The sequence below is a fragment of the Frankia sp. CeRuru1 genome, from assembly GCF_977966315.1.
This window is the reverse complement of record NZ_CDWWEW010000037.1, coordinates 1-22,010: the sequence shown is the minus strand read 5'-3', so window position 1 is coordinate 22,010 and position 22,010 is coordinate 1. Positions and strand designations below refer to the sequence as shown.

Below are 22,010 nucleotides of genomic sequence, written 5' to 3'. Positions count from 1 at the left end.
AACCAGAACAGGTGCTGCCAGAGCAGCGCGCCGCCGTTGGCGGCGTCGAACACGTGCGCGCCGAAGCGCCGGTCGGCCTCCAAGGCGAGCAGCGCCGCGGCGAGCACGGGGAAGGCGACCAGCACGAGGATCGAGGTCACCAGGAAGTTCCAGCAGAAGATCGGCAGTCGGAACATCGTCATGCCCGGGGCCCGCATCGCCAGGATCGTTGTGATCATGTTGACGGCGCCGAGGATGGTGCCCAGACCGGACACCGTCAGCCCCAGGATCCACAGGTCCGACCCGGCCCCCGGCGAGTACACCCCGTTGTTCAGCGGCGAGTAGGCGAACCAGCCGAAGGACGCCGACCCGTTCGGGGTCAGGAACCCGAAGATCACCGTCAGGCTGCCGAACAGGAAGAACCAGTAGGACAGCGCGTTCAGCCGCGGGAACGCCACGTCCGGCGCGCCGATCTGCAGCGGCACCAGGAAGTTTCCGAACGCGAAGGCGATCGGGGTGGCGAACATGAGCAGCATCAGCGTGCCGTGCATCGTGAACAGCTGGTTGTACTGCTCGTTGGAGAAGTGCTGCAGCCCCGGGCGGGCGAGTTCCGCCCGGATCATGATGGCCATGAGGCCGGCGACGATGAAGAACACGAACGACGTGACGAAGTACATGACGGCGATGTCCTTGTGGGACGTCGTCCGCAGATAGCCGAGCAGGTTCGTCCGCCGGGGGATGTGGGGGGCCGGGGAGTCGGCGTGCCCGACACCCGGTTCTTGTACGAGGGTCACTGTCCACTCCCGGTGGTTGCGGTGGTGGCGGCGGTCCCGGTCGTCGACGCGGCCGGCGTCGCCGAGATCACCGCGTTCTCCCGGTCCGCGATGAACGTGTCGTACTCGGCCTGCGGCACGACCTTCACGTAGAAGTTCATCCGGTCGTGGTCCGTCCCGCACAGTTCGGCGCATCGACCGATGAAGGTGCCGGTCTTCGTGACGGTCAGTTCGAACTGGTTCACCCGGCCGGGGATGACGTCCCGCTTGAACAGGAACTCCGGCACCCAGAACGAGTGGATGACGTCCGGCGAGCTCTCCACGAAACGGATCGAGCGGTTCTGCGGCAGCACGAGCACCGCCGGCTCACCGGGGCGACCGGTGACCTCAATCGGGTTGGCACCCTGCCGGCCGGATCCGGTGTCGAGGTACTTGAACTGCCAGTTCCACCGGAAGGCGATCACGTCGACGGTGACGTCGGGCTTCGACGAAAGCTTGGTGACCTCGGTCTCGTCCCGGGCCGTGTAGAAGAACAGCCCGGCCACGATCACCACCGGCACGACGGTGTAGAGCACCTCGACCGGCAGGTTGTAGCGCACCTGGCGGGGAAGTACGTCGCTGCGTTTCCGGAAGGCGATGACCGCGTAAAAGATCATTCCCCAGACGAGCACACCGACGGCGAGCGCCGCGATCGCCGAACCCTGCCAGATGTTGAGAAGGCGCGGCGTGTGGTTCGTCACGCCCTCGGGATAGCCGAATGTGGGCCTGTCGCAGGCGGTCGCCATGATCCCCACGACAGCGAGCGCGGCACTGAGACGCAGGACACGCCGAAGCGGCCGGATGTGCCGCGTCCCGTGCACGCCGACCGCGGACACCGCGGCTGCGCGTGTGTCGGAGCCAGCCGGCGTCGTCGGCGTGTCCTCGACATCCGCGAGCGACGGCCGGGTCCGACCGAAGGATCTCCTCACCAGGTCCTGCCTCCCACGACGAGCGGGCCGCGCGGCCGCGGGGGCGGACAGCGTTCGTCCCCGCGCGCGAGACCCCCTGGAAACGCCATGTCGCCCCGCCGATCCAACCGGACGACATGCTGTCTTCGACACGCTGTAGATGGTGCGGCAGCAGCGTATCTCAGCGGCCGCGAACCTTCTCGCCTCAGGCCCCCGTCAGCGCCTGTGACGCACGCCCCTCCCGGCCGTTCACGGCGTACCGTTTCACAGGTGCCGGCCTATCTCGACCACGCGTCGACCACGCCGCTGCACCCTGCCGCGCGCGAGACTCTGCTAATGGCCCTTCAGGATGGTTGGGCCGACCCGGCACGGTTGTATCGGGAGGGCCGCCGGGCGCGCATGCTGCTCGACGCGGCGCGCGAGACCGTCGCGAGCGTACTCGGGGCCCGGCCGGACGAGATCAGTTTTCCCGCGAGCGGGTCGGCGGCGGCGCATCTAGCCCTGTTGGGCACGGCGGCGGCCCGGCGGCGCGCGGGTGACGTCGTCATGGTCAGCGCGGTCGAGCACTCCAGCGTCCTGCACGCTGCGCAGCGGCACGAACAGGCCGGTGGACGGGTCGTCAGAGTCGGTGTGGATCATCTCGGCCGGATCGACCCCGCCGGCTTCACCCCCGTCGCCGGTACCGCCGTCGCCAGCCTCCAGCACGCCAACCACGAGGTCGGGACCATCCAGCCGGTCGCCGAGGTCGCCGAACGGATGCGCGCCGCCGGGGTGCCGCTGCACACCGATGCCGCCGTGACAGTCGGCCACATCCCCGTCGACCTGGCCGACCTCGGGGTGGATCTGCTCACCGCGAGTGCCCACAAGTTCGGCGGACCACCTGGGGTGGGCGTTCTCGCCGTGCGCACCGGGACCCGCTGGCGCAGTCCCGGTCCCGTCGACGAGCGGGAGGGCGGTCGGGTTGCGGGCTATCCGAACGTCCCCGCCGTCGCCGCCGCCGCCACGGCGCTGAGCGCCCGAGCGGGTGAACTCGCCGCGGAGGCGCCCCGGCTCGCCGGCTACGTGGCCGAGCTGCGCCGCCGGCTGCCCGAACTCGTCGACGGCGTGGAACTACTCGGCGACCCGGACCGGGCAGCGACGGTTCCGCACATCAGCGCGTTCTCCTGCCTCTACGTCGAGGGCGAGGCACTGCTGACCGAGCTCGACCGGGCCGGAATCGCCGTGAGCTCCGGGTCGAGCTGCACATCCGACACCCTGGCCCCGAGCCATGTCCTGGTCGCCATGGGCGCGTTGACGCACGGCAACCTGCGGATCTCCTTCGGCCGCGAGTCGACCCGGGCCGACCTCGACGCCCTGCTGACGGCGCTGCCCGCGGCCGTGCGCGCCGTGCGGGACCGGCTGGGCGCCGCCGGGCTTTGACGCCGACAATCCGATGACGGAACAGCCGCACACGGTCGACTCGCGGGGACGGCGCTGCCCGCTGCCGATCATCGATCTGGCCCGCGCCTTCGGCGGGATTCCGGTGACCGGCACCATCACGCTCTGGGCCGACGATCCCGCCGCCGGCGCGGACGTCGTGGCCTGGTGCCGGCTGCGGGGTCAGGAGCTGGTGGGCGTCTCCCCGCTCCCGGAGGGCGGGGAGGCGTTCGTCATCCGGCGGCTTGTATAATCTTCCGGCTCAGATTGTCGGCAGACGCTCGGCGATCTCGGCGGCGGCGTCGGAACCGTAGGCCTCGGTGAGACGCTTAAGCACCTCCGACGGCTCCACCGTGTACTCCTGGGTGCCGATCGTCTCCAGGACCAGGGTGGCGAGCAGGGAGCCGACCTGGGCGGAGCGTTCGAGCGAGAGGTCCCAGGACCGGCCGGCGAAGAACCCAGCCCGGAAGGCGTCCCCGACTCCGGTGGGATCCGGGGTGGCGCGGGCGGGAACGACCGGGACCCGGATGGGGTCGCTCTCCGGGGCCTCGATGACCGCACCATCCTTGCCGTGCGTGGTCACCCGGACGCCGACCCTGGCCAGGATCTCCTCGTCCGACCAGCCGGTCTTGCTGGCGAGCAGCGCCTTCTCGTACTCGTTACAGAACAGGTAGGCCGCACCGACGACGAGCTCGCGGATCTGCGGGCCCTCCATGATCGCGAGCTGCTGGGAGATGTCCGCCGCGAACGGATATCCCCGCTGCCGGCACTCCTCGCTGTGGCGCAGCATCGCCCCGGGGTCGTTGGGGCTGACGATCACCATGTCCAGGCCGCCGAACCGCTCGGCGATCGGCCTCAGCTCGATGTCGGCGGCCTCACTCATCGCACCCGGGTAGAAGGACGCGATCTGGTTGAGGTCCTCGTCGGTGGTGCAGACGAACCGCGCGGTGTGCGCGATCTCGCTGACCCGCACGGAGGCGGTGTCCACGCCGTGCCGGTCGAGCCAGGAACGGTAGTCGGCGAAGTCCTCGCCGACCGCGCCGACGAGGATCGGGCGCAGGCCCAGCCGGCCCAGGCCGAAGGCGATGTTGGCCGCCACTCCGCCCCGCCGGATCACGAGCTCGTCGACGAGGAAGGACAGCGAGACCCGCTCAAGCTGGTCGGCGAGCAACTGCTCGGCGAACCTTCCAGGAAAGCGCATGAGGTGGTCGGAGGCGATGGAACCAGTCACGGCGATACGCACGATCAAGGAGCTTACCGGCCTGCCCCGAAGCCCGGAACCACCGGCTCGCGCTGGTTCACGCGCGTCATTACGGAGGCGTCAGATCGCGGTGTCCCGTGATTCCGGCGGCCCGCAGGCAATGGACCCGCAGGCAATGGAAACGACGGATACCGACACAAGCGGACACCGACACAACACATGCGGGAGAGCCCGGTCCGACGAACAAAGGTCGGACCGGGCTCTCCCGAACGTTCCGGTCTGATCAACCGGTCACCGAACCGCGCCCCGGGGCTCGCGCCGAGACGCGGCCCGAGCAGGAGGCGCGGCCCGGTGCTCAGCGCATCAGTGGAACGAGTCGCCGCAGGCGCAGGAACCCTGGGCGTTCGGGTTATCGATGGTGAAACCCTGCTTCTCGATCGTGTCGACGAAGTCGATCGTCGCCCCGCCGAGGTACGGGGCACTCATCCGGTCCACCGCCACCTTGACACCGGAGAAGTCGAGGACGGTGTCGCCGTCGAGGGACCGCTCGTCGAAGAACAGCTGGTAGCGCATGCCCGAGCAGCCTCCGGGCTGCACCGCGATACGCAGCTTGAGGTCATCCCGACCCTCCTGCTCAAGCAGGGTCTTCACCTTGCCTGCGGCGGTGTCGGTGAGGACGACGCTCGAGGACTGCGTCGCGGGTGCCGTGGTGTCCTGAACGGTCATAGGGACTACTCCTGCCCTTGGTGGACGTGCCTGGCAAGCCAGGCCACTAGTTCCGGTTGACTTGTACGCAGGGCGCCGCCGACCATCCGGCGCACACCCCCCGGGCACGGCACTGCCACTGTGCCGACATCCATGCCCAACACCGTCGGCCGGGATCCGCTTCCTATGGTAGCGATGCCGGCGCGGGCCAACCACGTCGAGATCCCGACCATGCTTGGAGACGGTGGTCACTCCCGTTCACGTTAGTGACCTTCGTCTGGCCGCCAGCTGACCACGAAGAGCTCGGCATACGATGGCGCCGGGAGTTAGAGTCTCATCGACCATTCGTGGACGGGCCCGGCGGGATCGTTCGATCGGCCGCCGCGGACGACGAGGCGGCCAGGCCGAGGGCCGGTCGACCGGAGGAGTGCCATGACCACCAACCCGGCCCTGCGGCGCGACCCGATCCCTGCTCGCGACCCGATCCCTGCTCGCGACCCGGCCCTCGACCGGGTCGGTGTGACTCCGTCACCGCTGGCCCTGCTGCTACTCGGACGCCAGGCCGACCCGGCCAGCGAGCGTGGCGTGGACTGTCCGGGTGAACTCCCCCCGGCGGCCGATCCGACCCTCACAGCCCGCGCCGCGGCGGCGAAGCGGGCGCTGGGTGATCGGGCGTTCATCCTCGGGCACCACTACCAACGCGACGAGGTCATCGCTTTCGCCGACGTGACCGGCGACTCGTTCAAGCTGGCCCAGCAGGCCGCCGCGCGGCCGCAGGCCGAGGCGATCGTCTTCTGCGGCGTGCACTTCATGGCGGAAAGCGCCGACATCCTCACCGGCGCGCACCAGCAGGTGATCCTGCCGGACCTTGCCGCCGGCTGCTCGATGGCGGACATGGCCACAGCCGAGCAGGTCGAGCAGGCCTGGGACGATCTGCTCGACGCGGGAGTCGCCGCCGGCACCGTTCCAGTGAGCTACATGAACTCCTCGGCCGCGATCAAGGCGTTCACCGGGCGCCACGACGGGACGATCTGCACGTCGTCGAACGCCAGGCGCGCGCTGGAGTGGGCCTTCGGCGAGCGCGGGGGCGCCCGGGTGCTCTTCCTGCCGGACCAGCACCTCGGCCGCAACACCGCCATCGGGGAGCTGGGGATGAGCGAGCAGGACTGCGTCGTCTACGACCCCCGCACGCCCTCGGGAGGACTGACCAGCCGGCAGCTGCGCGAGGCGAAGATGATCCTCTGGCGGGGTCACTGCTCGGTACACGGCCGGTTCACCCGCGATAGTGTCGACGAAGTCCGCCGCCGGATCCCCGGGGTGACGGTGCTCGCCCACCCGGAGTGCCGGCGGGAGGTCGTCACCGCGGCCGACCTCGTCGGCTCGACCGAGTACATCATCTCGGTCGTCGATGCCGCTCCCGCCGGATCGGCGTTCGCGATCGGTACCGAGCTGAACCTGGTGCAGCGGCTGGCGACGAGGCACCCTGACCAGACCGTCGTCTTCCTGGACCGTACGGTGTGTTTCTGTTCCACCATGAACCGGATCGACATGCCCCACCTCGTGTGGGCGCTGGAGTCCCTCGTGCGGGGTGAGACGGTGAACCGCGTCACCGTCGACCCGGACATGGCCACCTATGCCCGGAAGGCTCTCGACCAGATGTTGGCGCTGCCCTGATGGCCCTGCTGAAACGACGCGGCTCCGCCGGCTCCGATGCCGGCTCCGATGCCATCGCCGGGGATCCGATCGCCGAGCAGGTGGAGAGGGCCGAACAGGAGAAGGTCGCCGATCCGCGGCGCACGGCGGCCAAGGGCCGGCCCACGCCCCGCCGGGCGGAGGCGCGGGCCGCCCGTACGAAGCCCGGTGGGGCGCTCGGCGCCCCGGCGAACAAGCAGGAGGCGCGGGCCGCGCGACGCAGGCAGAGCCAGGAGTACCGCGCGGCGATGATGTCCGGCGACGTCAGCCGGCTGCCACCGCGTGAACGCGCGCCCGAGCGCGTGCTGGCCCGCGACTTCGTGGACACGCGGATCAACGTCGGGTCGTTCTTCCTGCCGATCGCCATCGTCTACTTCGTCGGCGGACTGGTCCCGAACGCATCGATCAAGCTGGCCGCGACCCTGCTGATGCTGCTCGGGATCGTCGCGGTCGTCATCGACTCGCTCCTGCTCTCCTGGCAGGTGAGCCGGCGCGTCGCGGAGAAGTACCCGGACTCCCGGGTGCGGGTGCGGGCCTACGCCGTGCAGCGCGCGCTACTGCCGCGGCGCTGGCGACTCCCCCGCCCGCGGGTCTCCCGCTCCGGCCCGCGCCCCTGATCGACGGTCATGGCCGACGGCCAGGGCCGACGGCTAAGGTCGTCACGTGAAGCATCGACGTCTCGGGCGCAGCGGCCTGTCGGTCAGTGAGATCTCCTACGGCAACTGGATCACCCATGGTGACCAGATCGAGGCGGATGCGGCGACCGCCTGTGTGCGTGCCGCCCTCGACGAGGGCATCACCACATTCGACACCGCGGACGTCTACGCCGGTACCCGCGCCGAGAGCGTCCTGGGCGAGGCGCTGCAGGGCGTGCGCCGGGAGTCCTACGAGCTGTTCACCAAGGTCTACTGGCCCACCGGCCCGGGCGAGAACGACAAGGGCCTCGGTCGCAAGCACATCATCGAGTCCGCGCACGCCTCGCTGCGCCGTCTGCGCACCGACCACCTCGACCTCTACCAGGCACACCGGTACGACCCAACGGTGCCGGTCGAGGAGACCCTCCGGGCCTTCGACGACCTCGTCCGCGCCGGCAAAGTGCTCTACGTCGGCGTGTCCGAGTGGAGCGCCGAGCAGATCAGCGACGCCGTCCGGCTGGCCGGCGAGCTGGGGCTGGACCGCATCATCTCCAACCAGCCGCAGTACTCGATGCTGTGGCGGACCATCGAGGCCGACATCGTGCCCGTCAGCCGGAAGGCCGGGATCTCCCAGATCGTCTGGTCGCCGATCGCCCAGGGCGTGCTCACCGGCAAGTACCTGCCCGGTCAGCCACCGCCGACCGGCAGCCGGGCCACCGGTGGAACCGGTTCCACCTTCATCTCCCGGCTGCTGCGCGACGACGTGCTGACCGCGGTGCAGGAGCTGCGGCCGATCGCCGCGGACGCCGGGCTGTCGATGGCGCAGCTCGCCGTCGCCTGGGTGCTGCAGAACGACAACGTCGCCTCAGCGATCATCGGCGCGTCCCGGCCGGAGCAGGTACGGGAGAACGTCAAGGCTGCCGGCGTGACGCTCGACGCGGTGCTGCTCGATCGGATCGACGACGTGCTCGCCAAGGTCGTCACCCGGGCCTGACCCGGGCCTGCCTCCAGGCCTGGCCCCGGGCCCGCCGGCTGCCCCGAACCGGATCGGATCGGATCAGCCAGGCTGGTCGTCGGCCGGGCCGGTTCGGCGGAAAGCGGAGGCCAGCGCCTGCCAGGTCCGGTCGAGATCGGATCCTGGCAGGTAGCGGCCGTCCAGTTCGAGGATCATCATGCCGTGCGCGGCGGCCCACAGGGCCTGCGCGAGATAGGGTTCCCCGGCCGCCCGGTAGAACGGCTCCCCCGCCCAGTCCTCGACGTCGGCGCTCAGTAGCCGACGGGTCAGCGAACCGGCGGTGACCAGGCGGTAGAGGTTCGGATGGGCTCGGGCATAGCCCCGGTACGCGGCCAGCAGGGCCGGGACCACCTCCGCGGAACCGCTGCGGTCGACCACGTCGTGGAGCAGCTCCCCGATCTCCATGAGCATGGTCTCGATCAGCTTGGCCTCGAGCTGCGGCTTGCCCGCGAGATGCTTGTACAGCGACGGCGCCCGGATACCGAGGAGATCACCGATCCGGCGCATCGTCAGCGCCCCCGCCCCCTCGGTCTCCAGCACCCCTCGCGCGACCATGATGATCTCGGTGACCCGCGGCGAGACGGGGCCCAGGACCGGGCGGGGCGCGATCCTGGGCAACGGCGGCTCGCCGGCCGGCCGCACCTCCGCCACCGACCGTGGTCCCCGCGCCGGCGCCGGCCCGGATTCCGCCCGCACCGGTGAGGTTGCCGTCCCTGTGTTCACGCCGGCGTGATCACGAAGACGGGATGGCGGGGCGCGATCCGACGGATCTCCTCATCGGACGAGCCCGGCCCGACCCCGTCGAAGAAGGCGCCGACCTCGGCCTTCCACCGCCGCAGGTAGGCCCGCAGCACGGCGACGCTCGCCGCCGGATCCAGCTCGATCGCGGAGTAACGCGTGCGCGACCGGCCACGCAGCAGGTACAGCTCGCCCTGGGCCACGCGCAGATTACGCACCCACTGACCGTGCCCTCGCGCCGAGACCAGGTACTGCTGCCCGTCGAAGATGAGCAGGTTCACCGGGGTCCGGCGCGGCTCGCTGCTGATCCGGCCGCGTACCTCGAGGATCCGGCTGCCCAGGAGGCTGATCCCCGCCCGGGTCAACGCCGCGACGGCGCGGTTGGCCACGTTACGAGTGAACCATCCGGGGGCGAGGTAATGCGCTTCAGCCGGAGTGGACGGGTTGTTGTGCTCGGTCAAGATCTGCACCCTCTCTGCCGACCGGAGCGGCCCGGCGCCGGCCTGAGCGATCTCGATGGTTCGGCCGGCCGAACCATCGGACAGGCTAGCGTCGTTAGCCAACGTCGTTAGCCAACGCTGCCAGCTAACATTGTTAGCCGACCTCTCGTCAAGAGGTGGTTCGGTCGGCACGAATCGGGACCGGCACGGTCGGGACCGGCACGGGCGGAGGCGGCTCAGGTCACCGGGCGCAGGCTCATCGGCCCGTAGATGCGACGGCCGGCATCGAGGAGCGTCACCTGCGCCACCCCCGCATCGAGCAGGTCACGCCAGGTCTCCCCGAGCCACGTCTCAGCGTCTCCCTGGCTGGTGAACGACTCGGAGGTCGAGTCCCCGCCGACCATCGTGATGGTGCCGTCATCGCCTTCGTAGCGCCAGGTCCAGGTCATGAGTGTGTCCTTCCCACCCGGGCGGCCCGCGCTGGAACCGCCGGCCGTGATCGGCCAGTGCGCCGGCCGGTCGCCCCATCCAACCGTGTGCACCCCGCCGACGCGGGACTCCCGGCCCCATCCCAGGGCCGATGATCCATCGTGGCACTGGTCGACCGGCCCGCGGGCCCGGGTCCGGTCGGCCCGTGCTACTGGCGCGGTCGGCGATACCCGCGCCAGGATGTCGTGAACGCCGGTAACGTCAGTTCTGGTGGATGCCCGGACAGCACCGCGACCACCGCGATCGCGAAGCCGGCGTCACCGGTCATCGCCGGTCGCGCGAGCCGGCGGCAGGTCCGCACGGTGAGCACAGCCGCGTCGAAGGCAGGTCCGCACGACAGGCACGTCTGCGTGAGCAGGATGTCGGTACAAGGAGGAAGAACCCGCGTGGGAACGACCGTCTACAACGCAGCGGCCATCGTGGCCGACTCCGTGGAACACGAGGACGCGCCCCTGACCTGGTGGGCCGCCACTCTCGTCACCTTCGCGGCGATCTTCCTGCTGGCGGTGGTGCTCACCCTCATGACCCTGTGGGAGCGCAAGCGCCACCCGCACGTCTGAGGTTCCGGAGGCCACGGAGCCTGGCAGGCTTGAGAACCCGGAGAGGCGGAGACCCCGGGGGATCCGGGGCGCAACGGGATCCGGGAGACGGAACACGATGAAGGTGACGCTGCTCGGCACCGGCTCGGCGGACGGCTGGCCCAACCCGTGGTGCGACTGCGCATCCTGTGCCTGGGCCAGGGAACACGAAGTACGCGGGCAGACGGCCGTTCTGATCGACGACGCCCTGCTGATCGACTGTGGTCCCGACGTGCCCCGGACCGCTGCCCGGCTCGGAGTACGCCTGTCGGGGCTGCGTCATCTGCTGATCAGCCACGCCCATCCAGATCATCTGGGGCCCGAGAGCCTGATGTGGCGCTCGTGGTCGACAGCCGCGGGACGGCCCCTCGACGTGGTCGGTCCGCCGGCGGCGCTGGCGGCGTGCCGGGAGTTCCTGGCTCGCTGGGAGCGCTCCGATCCGGACCGGGACGGCTCGCCGCTGCGGCTGATCGCCGTGGTGCCCGGGGGCACGCCGACGGCACCCGGGCCCCTGCGCCTCGGCGGGGACGATCGGCAGGCCGCGGAGGACCGGGGATCCGCGGAGGATCAGGAGTCCCCGAGCGATCGGGGTTACCTCGTTCGACCGGTCGCCGCCCGGCACGGTGACGCGAGCATCGGGCCGGCCGTGCTCTACGACGTGACGGCGCCGGACGGTGGACGCCTGCTGTACGGCTGCGACACCGCGGCGCCGCTGCCGGCGGAGACGCTCGAGGCGGTCACCGGCCGCGCCTACGACGTCGTGTTGCTGGAGGAGAACAACGGCGACCGGCCGGGGTTCGGCGAGCACCTTGACCTCGATACCTTCGGTCAGCTCGTGGCCGAGCTGCGCCGCCGCGGCGCCGTGGTGCCGAGCACCCTGGTACTGGCCGTTCATCTGAGTCACCGCAACCCGCCCGGCGACGAACTGGCCCGCCGGCTCCAGCTCGCCGGCGCGCTGGCACCGGCGGACGGGACCGTCTATGATATCGTCCCGGCCGCCCGGCGGCAGCCACCACAGCCGTCTCAGCCAGCACAGCCACCACGGGCACCAGGGCGGTGGCAGCGCCCGGTGTTCCCGGCACCACACCGAGTCCTGATCACGGGGGGTGCCCGGTCGGGGAAGTCGGCTGAGGCCGAACGCCGGCTGCTCGCCGAACCGGAGGTGGTCTACGTGGCGACATCGGCGCCGCCTGATCCGGCCGACGCCGAGTGGTCCGAGCGGATCGCCGCGCACCGGCGGCGGCGCCCGGCCGCCTGGACGACCGTGGAGACGGTCGATCTGGTCCCCCTGTTGCGCTCTCCCGGACCACCGCTGCTCATCGACGGTCTGGGGCTGTGGGTCGGCGCCTGGCTGGACCGTCCGGACGAGTTGCGCATCCGCGCGGAGGAGCTCGTTGACGCCTGGCGGGCCACCGGCCGCCGGGTCGTCGCGGTCACGGACGAGGCCGGTTCCGGGGTCGTTCCCCCGGCCGAGGCCGGCCGCCGGTTCCGCGACGCGCTCGGCCGTCTCAACGCCGATCTCGCGGCCGAGGCCGACGAGGTGTGGCAGGTGGTCGCGGGCATCCCCCTCCGGCTGCGACCGTTCCCGCACGAGCGGTCATAGCGTCCTCACGGGACGAGTCCTCACGGGACGAATCCTCCCGTGAGGAAGTCGTAGCGATAGAGCCCGGCCGAGCAGGCCACGATGAGACCGGCCGGTTCGGTCGCGGGAAGCCACCGGCAGGACCGGGCCGCGCCCTCGAAACGCATCATGGTGGCGCATCGCCAGGTCGAGGTGTCCCAGATGCGCAGCGCGCCGTCGCCGCCCGCGGTGGCGAGCCACGCCCCGTCCGGAGAGAAGGCCGCGTCGCGCACGGTGTGGACGTGTCCGATGAGCGTCGCCACCGCCGCGCCGTCGCTCACCCGCCAGACCCGCACGGTGTGGTCGGCTCCCGCGGAGGCCACCAGCGCGCCATCCGGGGAGATCCCCACGCCCAGCACGTTGTCGGTGTGGCCGGTGAGCACAGCCCGCTGCTCCAACGTCGCCACGTCCCACAACCGCATGGTGCGGTCATTGCCGCCCGAGGCCAGCCACCTGCCGTCCGGGCTGACCGCGCAGGCCTGCACCGGACCGCGATGACCCGCCTGATCAACAGAGCCCACCAGACCGCGGGGATCCTCGGAACCGCTCGACGCGGCAGCGGTGGCGGCAGCAAAGGTGGCCAGCCACTCGCCCCCCTCGGTCTCCCACAGCGGTGACGGGATCCCACAGCCCGACCGCCTTCGTGTCCACGGGTACGACCGCCCAGGAACCGTCGGGTGCGGCCACCGACCCGCGGGCCTGCTGGACACGACCGCCACTGCTCGCCGCGCCTGGCTCTCCCCTGGCCAGATCCCAGGCGGTCGCGGTGCCGTCGTCGGAGTAGGCGACAACCAGGGTGGGCGCGTCCCGCCCGCGGGGGACCACCACGGCGCAGCCCCGCATCGCCTCGTCCCGGCCACTCGCGGCGGGCTTGGGCAGGGTGACGTCGGTTGCCCACAACCGGAGGCGGCCACCCGGGCCGACCGCGGCGCACCGCACGGACCCGGCACCATCGCTGATCACGCGGTCCTGCCGGCCGGCGGGCATTGACCATCGGCGGACTGTTCCGTCCTGCCCCGACGATCCGAGCCAGCTACCGTCTGGAGCGACGGTCAGCGAGAGTACGGATCCGGCATGGCCCGTGAGGGTCAACCTCGGGGCTCCGGTCGTGGCATCACAGATCCGGATGACGGAGTCGTCACCCGCGACGGCGATCCAGCTTCCGTCCGGCGCCGGCACGCAGCAGCGCAGCGCCGCGCCGGAGACGGGGACCTGAAAGACAGAATCTCCGCTCACAACGTCCCAGCGGTGACGGCGGTGACGGCGGACAGAGCGGCGACGACCAGGGACAGGTCCGCGAGCTCCTGGCAGAGATCGTCGACCTCGTCCGGATCGAGGTCGCCGGTGGCTCCCCAGTACGCCTCGAGTACCTCCCGGGGAATCTCGACGTCCTCGGGAAACACGGCGAGCTCGAGATAACGCTCCAGCCGATGCCCGGTGAGCAGCCCGAGGCTCGCCCCCAGGGTCACCTCCACGGCCTCGTTCCGGTCCGCCGCCCGGCTGACGTCAAGCCCGGTCGGACCGCGCCGCTCGAGGCGGCGCAGCACCCGCTCGACGGCCCGCGGCACGGTCATCCCATCCCGAATGTGCCGCACCAGGGCCCGGTTCACCAGGCTCAGCAGCATCGGCCACCGACCGGTGACGACCAGCAGCCGCGCCGCGGCCTCCGCCGGCACACCACCGCCGACGTCCCGCAGCAGCAGCGCCATCGCCTCACCGTGGGCCATGGTCGGCATCTCAACCATGCGGGCCCGGGGAGCAAGGTCGCGCAGCCGCGTGGTGACCAGCCGCACCGTGTTCGGACCGCCCTGCAGGAAGGGGCGGAGCTGGGCGCGTTCCCACACGTCGTCGACGATGAGAAGCCGGGGCTCGTCGCCGAGCAGCGTGCCGAGATGAAAACCGGCCTGCTCGGGATCGGAGAGGGCGGGACGAAGACCCGAGAGCGCCTCACTGAGATCATTGACCCGGTCGGCGAGGTGCGCGCCGCCGAGCGACTCCCCGATCGTCACCCACAGCACGCCACCGCCGAACCGCCTGGCGATCTCCGGACGCCGACAGACCTGCTGAGCCAGGGTCGTCTTTCCGATTCCGCCTGGTCCACCGCGGTGGACGGCCCCGCCAGGAACGACCTGCCCGCGGCCGCCTCCCGGCGCTGGCTCTCCCGCAGCTTCACCAGGGCGTCGAGGACGGCGGTCTCCAGGTCACCCGCGTTGCGGAAGTCGGTCGTGATGATGCCCGATTCCCGCAGCCGGGCACGGAAGCGCTTCTGGCGAGCGGGATGCAGATCGTCGACGAAGTCTCCGAACGGCACCTCGGCGTAGTAGTCGAGGAGGAACACCAGGCGGGGGATCCCGGCGGCGGTTGCCGTGTCGAACTCCAGCTCGGTGTACGAGACCTGCGGCCGGCCGGGCACCGGGGAGCCGTAACGGAAGCCGATGAGGCCGATGTAGACATCGGACGAGCGGACAGCGCGGATGCAGAACTCCGCCGGATCGTCGTCGCGAGCCCCGAAGTACGCCATGTCGATGACCCGGTCCCCGGCCAGCGCGACAGCACGTTCGGCCGCCGCCACGAACGAGCGGTCCCGCGGAAAACGACGCAGCTCAGCGGTGTGGCTCAGGAACACCCGGCGTTCGTGCCCGCCCGCCGCTCCCCCAATGGGAACGGCCGGCACCGGCACCGCGGGCGCTGACACATCCGGCAAAGTACCCGATCTCAACAGCCCGCAGCCTCCACAACCAGCCTTTGCCAGCCACGCCGGCAAGGACCAACCGTCCCGGCCGCGCCGATCGGCACAATCATGCGGTACGGGGACCACTGGGAGGTACCTTCGCGGGGATCGGGGATGTGGTGCGTTGCCGACCGAGCGGATCAGGTAGTAAGGATCCCGTGGATCCCGATGCGTCAGGCAGCGCCGTTCCCGCCGTTCCCCCGCTGGACTCCGACGCGATGGCGGCGGCTCGCCAGCGGCAGACCGAACTGACCAAGCCACCCGGGGCGCTGGGCCGGCTCGAGGATCTGTCCATCTGGCTCGCCGGCGCACAGGCGACCTGCCCGCCCCGTCCCTTCGCCCGGATCCGGGCGGTCGTGATCGCCGGCGACCACGGTGTCGCCCAGGCCGGGGTGTCCGCCTTCCCCAGCGACGTGACCGCCCAGATGGTCTCGACCTTCGCCGCGGGCGGCGCGGCGGTCAACGTGCTGGCCCGCCAGGTCGGGGCCGCCGTGCGCGTGGTGGACGTGTCCGTGGACACCGCGCGGCCCCTCACGCCGGGCGGGGTGGATGGATCGGCCGCACCGGAGCGCTATCGGGTGCGACGGTCGAGCGGACGGATCGACCGCACCGATGCGCTGTCGGTCGCGGAGGCGGACGCCGCGTTCGCCGTCGGCCGACTCATCGCGGATGAGGAGATCGACGCGGGCGCGGACCTGCTTGTTCCCGGCGAGATGGGGATCGGCAACACAACCCCCGCAGCCACCATCGTGGCGCTGCTGTGCGACCGGGAGCCGATCGAGGTGGTCGGCCGCGGGACGGGGATCGACGACCAACGCTGGATGATCAAGACGACCGCGATCCGGGACGCGATGCGGCGCGGCCGGCTGTTCACCGGCGACGCGCATTCGGTGCTGCGGGTCGTCGGTGGAGCCGATCTGCTCGCCCTGGCCGGGCTGCTGGTGCAGTCCGCCGTGCGACGGACGCCGGTCATCCTCGACGGTGTGATCGTCTGCGCGGCGGCACTGGCCGCGGAGCGGATCGCCCCGGGAGCAAACCAGTGGTGGGTGGCCGGCACCCGGTCCACCGAGCCCGCCCAGGGAATCGCACTGGACGCACTCGGTCTGACCCCCCTGATCGACGCCGGCCTGCGTCTCGGGGAGAGTACCGGTGCGCTCCTCGCCGTTCCGTTCCTGCGGGCGGCCCAGGCCACACTGGCCGAGATGGCGACGTTCGACCAGGCCGGTGTCAGCGGGAAAGCCGAGGTCGGCGGGGAAGCCGAGGTCAGCGGCAGCCAGGAGGACTCGGGCCCCGCGGCCGGTGCCCCGTGATGCTCGAGGCGAGAACAGCATTCACGCTGCTCACCGTCCTGCCGCTGCGGGGCCCGGAGCACACCGACCGGCGGCTCGCGGGCCGGGCGATGGCCCTGGCACCCTTCGTCGGCCTGGCCTTGGGGCTGCTTGCCGGCAGTGCGGTGTTCGCCACCCGGATCGTCACGGCGGTTCCCGGTCAGCGCACCCAGACCCTGCTGCCGGCCGTCGTCGGCGTCGCGGTGCTCGCTCTGGTCACCCGGGGCCTGCATCTCGACGGGCTGGCCGATCTCGGGGACGGGCTCGGCGCCTGGCGAACGCGGGGCAGGGATCGCGCCTTGGAGATCATGCGCGAGTCGACCATCGGAGCCTTCGGAGCGATCATTGTCCTGTTCGTGGTGCTGCTCCAGGTCGGGGCCCTGAGCACGACGATCTCGGCGCATCGCGGCACGCTGTCGATTCTGGTCGCCGCGATGACCAGCAGGCTCGCGGCCACCCTGGCCTGTACCGGCGCCATCCCGCCGGCTCGGCCGGATGGCCTCGGTGCGCTGGTCGCGGGAACCGTGCGGACCCGGGACGCGGTGCTGTCCTTCCTGGCGGTCTGCGCCGTCGCGGCGCTGGCCGGACTGCTGGACTTCGACGGCGGCGACCCCGGCCGGGCACTGCGAGCGGTCCTCGCGGTCTGGGTCGGGACAGGCGTCTCGTTCCTGCTCCGGCGGTATCTGCTCACGCGCTTCGGCGGGATCACCGGAGACATCCTCGGCGGGCTTATCGAGATCACCGCGGCGGCGACCCTGCTCGCCATGGCCATGACGATCCCGACGCCCGTCCTGCACGCCCTCGGCCTGCACTGACAGCGCGGCGGACGCCGCCCGCTGGAGTCCGCCGGGCGGGCCCGCCGGGCAGGCCCGCCCGGCGGCTGGGCTACGTGGGCGAGGACCCGACGAACGGCGGCCGGACAACCGTCATGGGACTCGGACGGCCCCGGACGTCGACGTTCACCGTGTCGCCCGCCTGCACGGACCGGTCCAGCAGGGCGAGTCCGATCCCCTGGCGCAGCGTCGGAGAGAACGTGCCGCTGGTGACCTCACCGACCGTGGCACCAGCCGCGGAGGTCACGGTCATGTGCGGACGGGGAATCGCCCGGCCGGTGGACCGCAGCCCCCACAGCAGGCGGGAGGCGCCGGCGGACCGCTCCGCGAGCAGGGCGTCGCGTCCCCAGAAGCGATCCTTGTCCCAGCCAACGGCCCATCCGGAGCGGGCCTGGACCGGCGTGATCGACAAGGAGAGGTCCTGGCCATGCAGCGGATACCCCATCTCGGTCCGCAGCGTGTCGCGGGCGCCGAGGCCGACCGGCACGACGCCGAGCGGCTCACCTGCCGCGAACAGCGCATCCCATAGCGCAGGGGTGTCGTCCCAACGGGGCAACAACTCGTAGCCTCGCTCCCCGGTGTAGCCCGACCGGCACACGATCACCGGATGGCCCTTCCACTCCGCGTCGACGAAACTCATGTACGTCCCGCCGGTGGGCAGGCCGAGGGCGCCGAGCAGGTCGGCGCAGGCCGGTCCCTGGACCGCCACCACGCCGTACCCGGTGTGCAGGTCGGTGACGGACACGCCCGCCGGCGCCGCCGCGGCGAGGCGAGCGACGACCTGTGCGGTGTTCGCGGCGTTCGGGACGAGGAAGACCTCCTCGCCGGAGTACAGGTAGGCGATCAGATCGTCGACGACCCCGCCGGTCTCCTCGCAGCACAAGGTGTACTGCGCCTGGCCGGGGCCGATCCGGCGCAGGTCGTTGGTCAGGCAGGCGTTGACGAAGGCGGCGGCGCCGGGGCCGGCGATCCTGGCCTTGCCGAGATGGCTGACATCGAAGATCCCGACCGCGCCGCGGACCGCCTGGTGCTCGGCGAGCACCCCGCGGCCGGCGTACTCGATCGGCATCTCCCAGCCACCGAACCCGGCCATCTTCGCGCCCAGCTCGACGTGCCGGTCGTACAGCGGGGATCGACGCAGCTCTGGGGATCGACGCAGCTCTGCCATGGCCAGCAGCCTAGTATCAGGCCGGCACTGGCCGAAACGACCGCGGGCCTGGCCTCCGGCCACCCGCCGGTGGCGTCCGGATCACCGCCGGGAAGACGTCCCGTTCAATACGCTCACTGCATGACCACCATCGTGCCCAGTACCGCCGCTCTCGCCGATCTCGATGTGGACGCGGTGGTGATCGGCACCGCCACCGGCGACGAGGGGCTCCTCGTGACCGGGGGCGCGGCGGACCTGGACACCGCGCTCGGCGGCCGGCTGACGGAGGTGCTTGCCTCGCTGGGCGCGACCGGCAAGGCCGGCGAAACGGTCCGCTTCGCCACCCTCGGTGCCGTGCCCTGCACGACGGTCCTCGCGGTCGGGCTGGGCCCCCTCGCCACGTCCTCCACGCCGATGTCCTCCACGCCGATCGACACCGAGGCACTACGCCGGGCGTCCGGGGTCGCGGTGCGCTCCCTCGCCGGGACCGCGCGGGTGGCCGTCGCTCTGGCGGCCGTGCCGGGCGCGGTCACGCCGGAGTCGGTGCGGGCCGTGACCGAAGGCGCGTTGCTCGGCACCTACTCCTATGACGGGCTGCGCACCACGTCAGCGAACGGCCGCCCACGCCCCGTCGAGGAGCTGACGGTGCTCGTAGACGAGCAGAGCCTCCCGACGGCGGAAGAGGAACTGCGCCGGGCCGTCATCATCACGGATGCGGTCACCCTGGTCCGCGATCTGGTGAACACTCCGCCGAGCCATCTGTCCCCCGCCCTGCTCGCCGACATCGCCGTCGAGCGGGCCACCGCCGCCGGCGTGACAGTCGAGGTCCTCGACGAGGTGACGCTCGCCGAGGGCGGCTTCGGAGGCCTGCTCGGTGTCGGCCAGGGATCCGCGAATCCGCCGCGGCTGGTGCGGCTGGAATGGCGCGGCGGTGGATCCGAGCGGCCGGCGCTGGCGCTGGTCGGCAAGGGCATCACCTTCGATTCCGGGGGATTGTCCCTGAAACCGTCGACATCCATGGAATGGATGAAGACCGACATGGCGGGCGCGGCCGCGGTGCTCGGCACCGTCATCGCCGCGGCCCGGCTCAAGCTCCCGATCACTCTCACCGGCTGGATGCCCTGCGCGGAGAACATGCCCTCGGGCGACGCGATCCGTCCCTCCGACGTTCTCACCCTGCGCGGCGGCACCCGGGTGGAGGTGCTCAACACCGACGCCGAGGGCCGGCTGGTGCTCGCCGACGCCCTCGTCCGCGCCAACGAGGAGTCACCGGACCTGATCGTGGACGTGGCCACCCTGACCGGCGCACAGATTGTCGCCCTCGGCCACCGGACGAGCGGGCTGATGGGTCGTGCGGCCGCGGTGGACGCGGTCGCGGCGGCGGCCGCCGCCGCCGGCGAGAGCGTCTGGCCGATGCCCCTTCCGCCGGATCTGCGCAAGGGACTGGACTCAACAGTGGCCGACATCGCCAACGTGCCACCGGGAGGCAACCGGGATGGCGGCATGCTGGTCGCCGCGCACTTCCTCGCCTCGTTCGTCCCCGAGAAGGTGTCCTGGGCGCACATCGACATCGCCGGTCCCTCCTGGAACGGTGGAGAGCCCTACGGCCACACCCCCAAGGGGGGGACCGGCATGATCGTACGCACGCTTGTCCAGCTGGCGCAGGACCGCGCGGCGATGGTGGCCTTCCCCGGTTCGGCCACCGGTTCCCCGGCTGAGAGCTGACCTGCGGAGGAAGGTAGGTACACAACGGTTGCTGGCGCATCGCGCAATGCAGCACACTCACGCCCATCCGAGCGGCAGTGGACGCACGACGTGAAAGACTGGCATCCGGTCGCCGTGGCTAGGCGAGTCGTGGCTTGACGCTCCTGCTTCGGCGGCCGCACTCAGCGGCGGGAACGCCGTCGGGAGCGGCGGCCAACCGCGCCACCGGCTTCGCCGCTGAGCGTAGCGGGCACTACGAGTAATGCTCTCAGCACCACCAGCAAGACCTCAGGATTCAACGAGAAGGGACCCCTGGCGTGGCGAATTCAGCGGCCGGTCCCGTCGACCTGGTCATCCTCGGTGGCGGCAGCGGCGGATACGCCGCCGCGCTGCGCGCCGCGGAACTCGACCTGAGCGTCGTTCTGATCGAGAAGGACAAGCTCGGCGGCACCTGCCTGCACCGAGGTTGCATCCCGACCAAGGCGCTGCTGCATTCGGCGGAGATCGTTGACAACATCAACGAAAGCGAGGCCTTCGGGGTTCGCTCGACCCTCGACGGCATCGACATGGCCACGGTCAACTCCTACAAGGACTCGGTCGTCGCCGGGCTCTTCAAGGGGCTGACCGGCCTGATCAAGTCCCGGGGGATCGAGGTCGTCGAGGGATTCGGCCGGCTGGTCTCCCCGACCGCCGTGGCCGTCGGAGACCGGGTCATCGAGGGGCGGCACGTCCTGCTCGCGACCGGTTCGTACTCCAAGACCCTGCCCGGCCTGGACATCGACCACGACAAGGTCATCACCAGCGATGACGCCCTGACCCTCGACCGTGTGCCGGCCTCCGCGGTGGTACTGGGCGCCGGAGCCATCGGATGCGAGTTCGCCTCCGTCTGGCGGTCCTACGGGGCCGAGGTGACCATCGTCGAGGCGCTGCCGCACCTCGTCCCGCTCGAGGACGAGTCCAGCTCCAAGCTGCTGGAGCGCGCCTTCCGCAAGCGCGGCATCAAGCAGCATCTCGGCGCGCGGTTCGCCGGGGTGAAATCCACCGACCAAGGCGTGACGGTGTCCCTCGAGAACGGGACCACCATCGAGGCCGAACTGCTGCTCGTCGCAGTCGGTCGTGGACCGGTCTCGGAAGGTCTCGGCTACGAGGAGGTCGGCATCGCGACCGACCGCGGCTACGTGCTGGTCGACCGTCAGCTGCGCACGAACATTCCGACCGTGTCCGCGCTGGGCGACCTGCGGCCCGGGCTCCAGCTCGCCCACGTCGGCTTCGCCGAGGGCATCTTCGTCGCAGAGCAGCTCGCCGGGCTGGGCCCGGTGCCGGTCGACTACGACAACGTTCCGCGGGTCACCTACTCCCACCCGGAGGTGGCCTCGGTCGGCCTGACCGCCGCGGTCGCCAGGGAGCGGTACGGCGAGATCAAGACGGTCACCTACAACCTGGCGGGCAACGGCAAGTCCCAGATCCTCAGGACCTCCGGTGCGGTCACTCTGATCGCGGTCCCCGATGGTCCGGTGGTGGGCGTGCACATGGTCGGCGACCGGGTCGGCGAGCTCATCGCCGAGGCTCAGCTCATCACCAACTGGGAGGCGTTCCCCGCCGAGGTCGCCCAGCTCATCCACCCGCATCCCACGCTGTCCGAGGCTCTCGGCGAGGCGCATCTGGCGCTGGCCGGCAAGCCCCTTCACGTCCACGGTTAGCGGGCACCGCCCTGGATCGTGCCTGCCCGCGCCACCCCCGCGGCCCGATCCGCCCAGGATTCAGGCCACGCCAAGCATGAGCGCCTCCGGCCGGCCGCCCGCGCGGTGCAGATGCCGGACGCGACGAAGGAGTCGTTCCGCATGTCTGTATCTGTCAGAATGCCCCGGCTCGGGGAGAGTGTCTCCGAGGGAACCGTCACACGGTGGCTGAAGCAGGAGGGTGAACGCGTCGAGACCGACGAGCCACTGCTCGAGGTCAGCACCGACAAGGTCGACACCGAGATCCCCGCCCCCGCCTCCGGTGTCGTCAGCTCGATCAAGGTCGCCGAGGATGAGAC

Annotated in this window: 24 protein-coding genes and 1 pseudogene; 12 read left to right on the top strand and 13 right to left on the bottom strand. The window is 71.0% G+C overall.

Going from position 1 to position 22,010, the window contains the following annotated elements; genetic code table 11:
- On the bottom strand, positions 1-773 hold a 773-nt coding region (locus tag AC08OP_RS04920), incomplete at its 3' end, for a cytochrome c oxidase subunit I (RefSeq protein WP_476613102.1).
- Positions 770-1,720, bottom strand: a complete 951-nt coding sequence (ctaC, locus tag AC08OP_RS04915; protein ID WP_462202457.1) for an aa3-type cytochrome oxidase subunit II — start codon at positions 1,718-1,720, stop codon at positions 770-772. The genes AC08OP_RS04920 and ctaC, both read right to left, overlap by 4 nt.
- A gap of 249 nt (positions 1,721-1,969) precedes the next feature.
- Between ctaC and AC08OP_RS04910 the strand changes: the two genes are divergently transcribed.
- The gene (locus AC08OP_RS04910) at positions 1,970-3,118 is read left to right on the top strand and encodes a cysteine desulfurase family protein (protein WP_476613101.1); all 1,149 of its coding nucleotides are present in this window, start codon (positions 1,970-1,972) and stop codon (positions 3,116-3,118) included.
- 13 nt (positions 3,119-3,131) lie between these two features.
- Positions 3,132-3,368: a sulfurtransferase TusA family protein gene (locus AC08OP_RS04905; RefSeq protein WP_462186314.1), complete on the top strand. Its 237-nt coding sequence runs from the start codon at positions 3,132-3,134 to the stop codon at positions 3,366-3,368.
- Between the two features lie 9 nt (positions 3,369-3,377).
- On the opposite strand, the gene AC08OP_RS04900 is transcribed toward AC08OP_RS04905, so the two are convergent.
- Together AC08OP_RS04900 and erpA are read right to left on the bottom strand one after the other, a co-directional pair.
- Positions 3,378-4,358, bottom strand: a complete 981-nt coding sequence (locus tag AC08OP_RS04900) for a carbohydrate kinase family protein (protein ID WP_476613105.1) — start codon at positions 4,356-4,358, stop codon at positions 3,378-3,380.
- Between the two features lie 321 nt (positions 4,359-4,679).
- The gene (erpA, locus tag AC08OP_RS04895; protein WP_462186316.1) at positions 4,680-5,042 is read right to left on the bottom strand and encodes an iron-sulfur cluster insertion protein ErpA; all 363 of its coding nucleotides are present in this window, start codon (positions 5,040-5,042) and stop codon (positions 4,680-4,682) included.
- 411 nt (positions 5,043-5,453) lie between these two features.
- On the opposite strand from erpA, the gene nadA reads away from it, so the two are divergent.
- From nadA to AC08OP_RS04880, 3 genes are read left to right on the top strand one after another with little or no spacing between them, the layout of a single operon-like run.
- Complete coding sequence (nadA, locus tag AC08OP_RS04890; protein WP_476613100.1) at positions 5,454-6,695, top strand: quinolinate synthase NadA; 1,242 nt, start codon at positions 5,454-5,456, stop codon at positions 6,693-6,695.
- Positions 6,695-7,330, top strand: coding sequence for a DUF3043 domain-containing protein (locus tag AC08OP_RS04885; RefSeq protein ID WP_476613099.1), 636 nt, complete (start codon positions 6,695-6,697; stop codon positions 7,328-7,330). The genes nadA and AC08OP_RS04885 overlap by 1 nt, the downstream gene beginning before the upstream one ends.
- Positions 7,331-7,376: 46 nt before the next feature.
- Positions 7,377-8,342: an aldo/keto reductase family protein gene (locus AC08OP_RS04880; RefSeq protein WP_476592539.1), complete on the top strand. Its 966-nt coding sequence runs from the start codon at positions 7,377-7,379 to the stop codon at positions 8,340-8,342.
- A 63-nt stretch (positions 8,343-8,405) separates the two neighbouring features.
- Here AC08OP_RS04880 and AC08OP_RS04875 read toward each other — a convergent pair whose 3' ends face one another.
- From AC08OP_RS04875 to AC08OP_RS04865, 3 genes are all read right to left on the bottom strand, one after another.
- Positions 8,406-9,014, bottom strand: coding sequence for a TetR/AcrR family transcriptional regulator (locus AC08OP_RS04875; protein WP_476613098.1), 609 nt, complete (start codon positions 9,012-9,014; stop codon positions 8,406-8,408).
- Between the two features lie 68 nt (positions 9,015-9,082).
- Positions 9,083-9,562, bottom strand: a complete 480-nt coding sequence (locus AC08OP_RS04870; RefSeq protein WP_476613097.1) for a nitroreductase/quinone reductase family protein — start codon at positions 9,560-9,562, stop codon at positions 9,083-9,085.
- 215 nt (positions 9,563-9,777) lie between these two features.
- Positions 9,778-9,990 carry a hypothetical protein gene (locus tag AC08OP_RS04865; protein WP_462186322.1) on the bottom strand — a complete coding sequence of 71 codons (213 nt, stop codon included), beginning with the start codon at positions 9,988-9,990 and terminating at the stop codon, positions 9,778-9,780.
- Positions 9,991-10,416: 426 nt separating this feature from the next.
- On the opposite strand from AC08OP_RS04865, the gene AC08OP_RS04860 reads away from it, so the two are divergent.
- Positions 10,417-10,590, top strand: coding sequence for a hypothetical protein (locus AC08OP_RS04860; RefSeq protein ID WP_476613096.1), 174 nt, complete (start codon positions 10,417-10,419; stop codon positions 10,588-10,590).
- 97 nt (positions 10,591-10,687) lie between these two features.
- Entirely contained in the window at positions 10,688-12,211 is a 1,524-nt protein-coding gene (locus AC08OP_RS04855) for a bifunctional adenosylcobinamide kinase/adenosylcobinamide-phosphate guanylyltransferase (protein ID WP_476613095.1), read from the top strand.
- A gap of 20 nt (positions 12,212-12,231) precedes the next feature.
- Here the strand turns inward: AC08OP_RS04855 and AC08OP_RS04850 are convergent, their stop codons facing one another.
- From AC08OP_RS04850 to AC08OP_RS04830, 5 genes and pseudogenes are all read right to left on the bottom strand, one after another.
- Positions 12,232-12,750, bottom strand: coding sequence for a WD40 repeat domain-containing protein (locus AC08OP_RS04850; RefSeq protein WP_476613094.1), 519 nt, complete (start codon positions 12,748-12,750; stop codon positions 12,232-12,234).
- On the bottom strand, positions 12,737-13,192 hold the full coding sequence (locus AC08OP_RS04845; RefSeq protein WP_476613106.1) for a hypothetical protein: 456 nt from the start codon (positions 13,190-13,192) through the stop codon (positions 12,737-12,739). Before AC08OP_RS04845 ends, AC08OP_RS04850 begins: the two co-directional genes overlap by 14 nt.
- Positions 13,193-13,267: 75 nt before the next feature.
- A pseudogene (locus tag AC08OP_RS04840) lies at positions 13,268-13,408 on the bottom strand (hypothetical protein); the annotation flags it as partial.
- A gap of 53 nt (positions 13,409-13,461) precedes the next feature.
- A complete protein-coding gene (locus AC08OP_RS04835; RefSeq protein ID WP_476613104.1) occupies positions 13,462-14,271 on the bottom strand; it encodes a hypothetical protein in 810 nt (269 codons plus the stop codon).
- Entirely contained in the window at positions 14,235-14,924 is a 690-nt protein-coding gene (locus tag AC08OP_RS04830; RefSeq protein ID WP_476613093.1) for a DUF4062 domain-containing protein, read from the bottom strand. The genes AC08OP_RS04835 and AC08OP_RS04830 overlap by 37 nt, the downstream gene beginning before the upstream one ends.
- 254 nt (positions 14,925-15,178) lie before the next feature.
- Here AC08OP_RS04830 and cobT point away from each other — a divergent pair, with 254 nt between their 5' ends.
- Together cobT and cobS are read left to right on the top strand one after the other, a co-directional pair.
- The gene (gene cobT / locus AC08OP_RS04825) at positions 15,179-16,270 is read left to right on the top strand and encodes a nicotinate-nucleotide--dimethylbenzimidazole phosphoribosyltransferase (protein ID WP_476613103.1); all 1,092 of its coding nucleotides are present in this window, start codon (positions 15,179-15,181) and stop codon (positions 16,268-16,270) included.
- Positions 16,270-17,103 carry an adenosylcobinamide-GDP ribazoletransferase gene (cobS, locus tag AC08OP_RS04820; RefSeq protein WP_476613092.1) on the top strand — a complete coding sequence of 278 codons (834 nt, stop codon included), beginning with the start codon at positions 16,270-16,272 and terminating at the stop codon, positions 17,101-17,103. Before cobT ends, cobS begins: the two co-directional genes overlap by 1 nt.
- Before the next feature lie 70 nt (positions 17,104-17,173).
- Here the strand turns inward: cobS and gcvT are convergent, their stop codons facing one another.
- On the bottom strand, positions 17,174-18,289 hold the full coding sequence (gene gcvT / locus AC08OP_RS04815; RefSeq protein ID WP_476613091.1) for a glycine cleavage system aminomethyltransferase GcvT: 1,116 nt from the start codon (positions 18,287-18,289) through the stop codon (positions 17,174-17,176).
- A 120-nt stretch (positions 18,290-18,409) separates the two neighbouring features.
- Between gcvT and AC08OP_RS04810 the strand changes: the two genes are divergently transcribed.
- The 3 genes from AC08OP_RS04810 to AC08OP_RS04800 form a co-directional block, all read left to right on the top strand.
- The gene (locus AC08OP_RS04810) at positions 18,410-19,993 is read left to right on the top strand and encodes a leucyl aminopeptidase (protein ID WP_476613090.1); all 1,584 of its coding nucleotides are present in this window, start codon (positions 18,410-18,412) and stop codon (positions 19,991-19,993) included.
- A 296-nt stretch (positions 19,994-20,289) separates the two neighbouring features.
- The gene (gene lpdA, locus AC08OP_RS04805; RefSeq protein ID WP_476613089.1) at positions 20,290-21,672 is read left to right on the top strand and encodes a dihydrolipoyl dehydrogenase; all 1,383 of its coding nucleotides are present in this window, start codon (positions 20,290-20,292) and stop codon (positions 21,670-21,672) included.
- Positions 21,673-21,813: 141 nt separating this feature from the next.
- The coding region (locus AC08OP_RS04800) for a biotin/lipoyl-containing protein (protein ID WP_476613088.1) at positions 21,814-22,010 on the top strand (197 nt) is incomplete at its 3' end.

What these genes read in the sequence shown, in the direction of transcription:
- AC08OP_RS04905 (WP_462186314.1), top strand. Translation starts at nt 3,132, where the DNA reads ATGACGGAACAGCCGCACACGGTCGACTCGCGGGGACGGCGCTGCCCG.
- erpA (WP_462186316.1), bottom strand. Translation starts at nt 5,042, where the DNA reads ATGACCGTTCAGGACACCACGGCACCCGCGACGCAGTCCTCGAGCGTC.
- nadA (WP_476613100.1), top strand. Translation starts at nt 5,454, where the DNA reads ATGACCACCAACCCGGCCCTGCGGCGCGACCCGATCCCTGCTCGCGAC.
- AC08OP_RS04885 (WP_476613099.1), top strand. Translation starts at nt 6,695, where the DNA reads ATGGCCCTGCTGAAACGACGCGGCTCCGCCGGCTCCGATGCCGGCTCC.
- AC08OP_RS04865 (WP_462186322.1), bottom strand. Translation starts at nt 9,990, where the DNA reads ATGACCTGGACCTGGCGCTACGAAGGCGATGACGGCACCATCACGATG.
- AC08OP_RS04855 (WP_476613095.1), top strand. Translation starts at nt 10,688, where the DNA reads ATGAAGGTGACGCTGCTCGGCACCGGCTCGGCGGACGGCTGGCCCAAC.
- cobT (WP_476613103.1), top strand. Translation starts at nt 15,179, where the DNA reads ATGGCGGCGGCTCGCCAGCGGCAGACCGAACTGACCAAGCCACCCGGG.
- cobS (WP_476613092.1), top strand. Translation starts at nt 16,270, where the DNA reads ATGCTCGAGGCGAGAACAGCATTCACGCTGCTCACCGTCCTGCCGCTG.
- gcvT (WP_476613091.1), bottom strand. Translation starts at nt 18,289, where the DNA reads ATGGCAGAGCTGCGTCGATCCCCAGAGCTGCGTCGATCCCCGCTGTAC.
- AC08OP_RS04810 (WP_476613090.1), top strand. Translation starts at nt 18,410, where the DNA reads ATGACCACCATCGTGCCCAGTACCGCCGCTCTCGCCGATCTCGATGTG.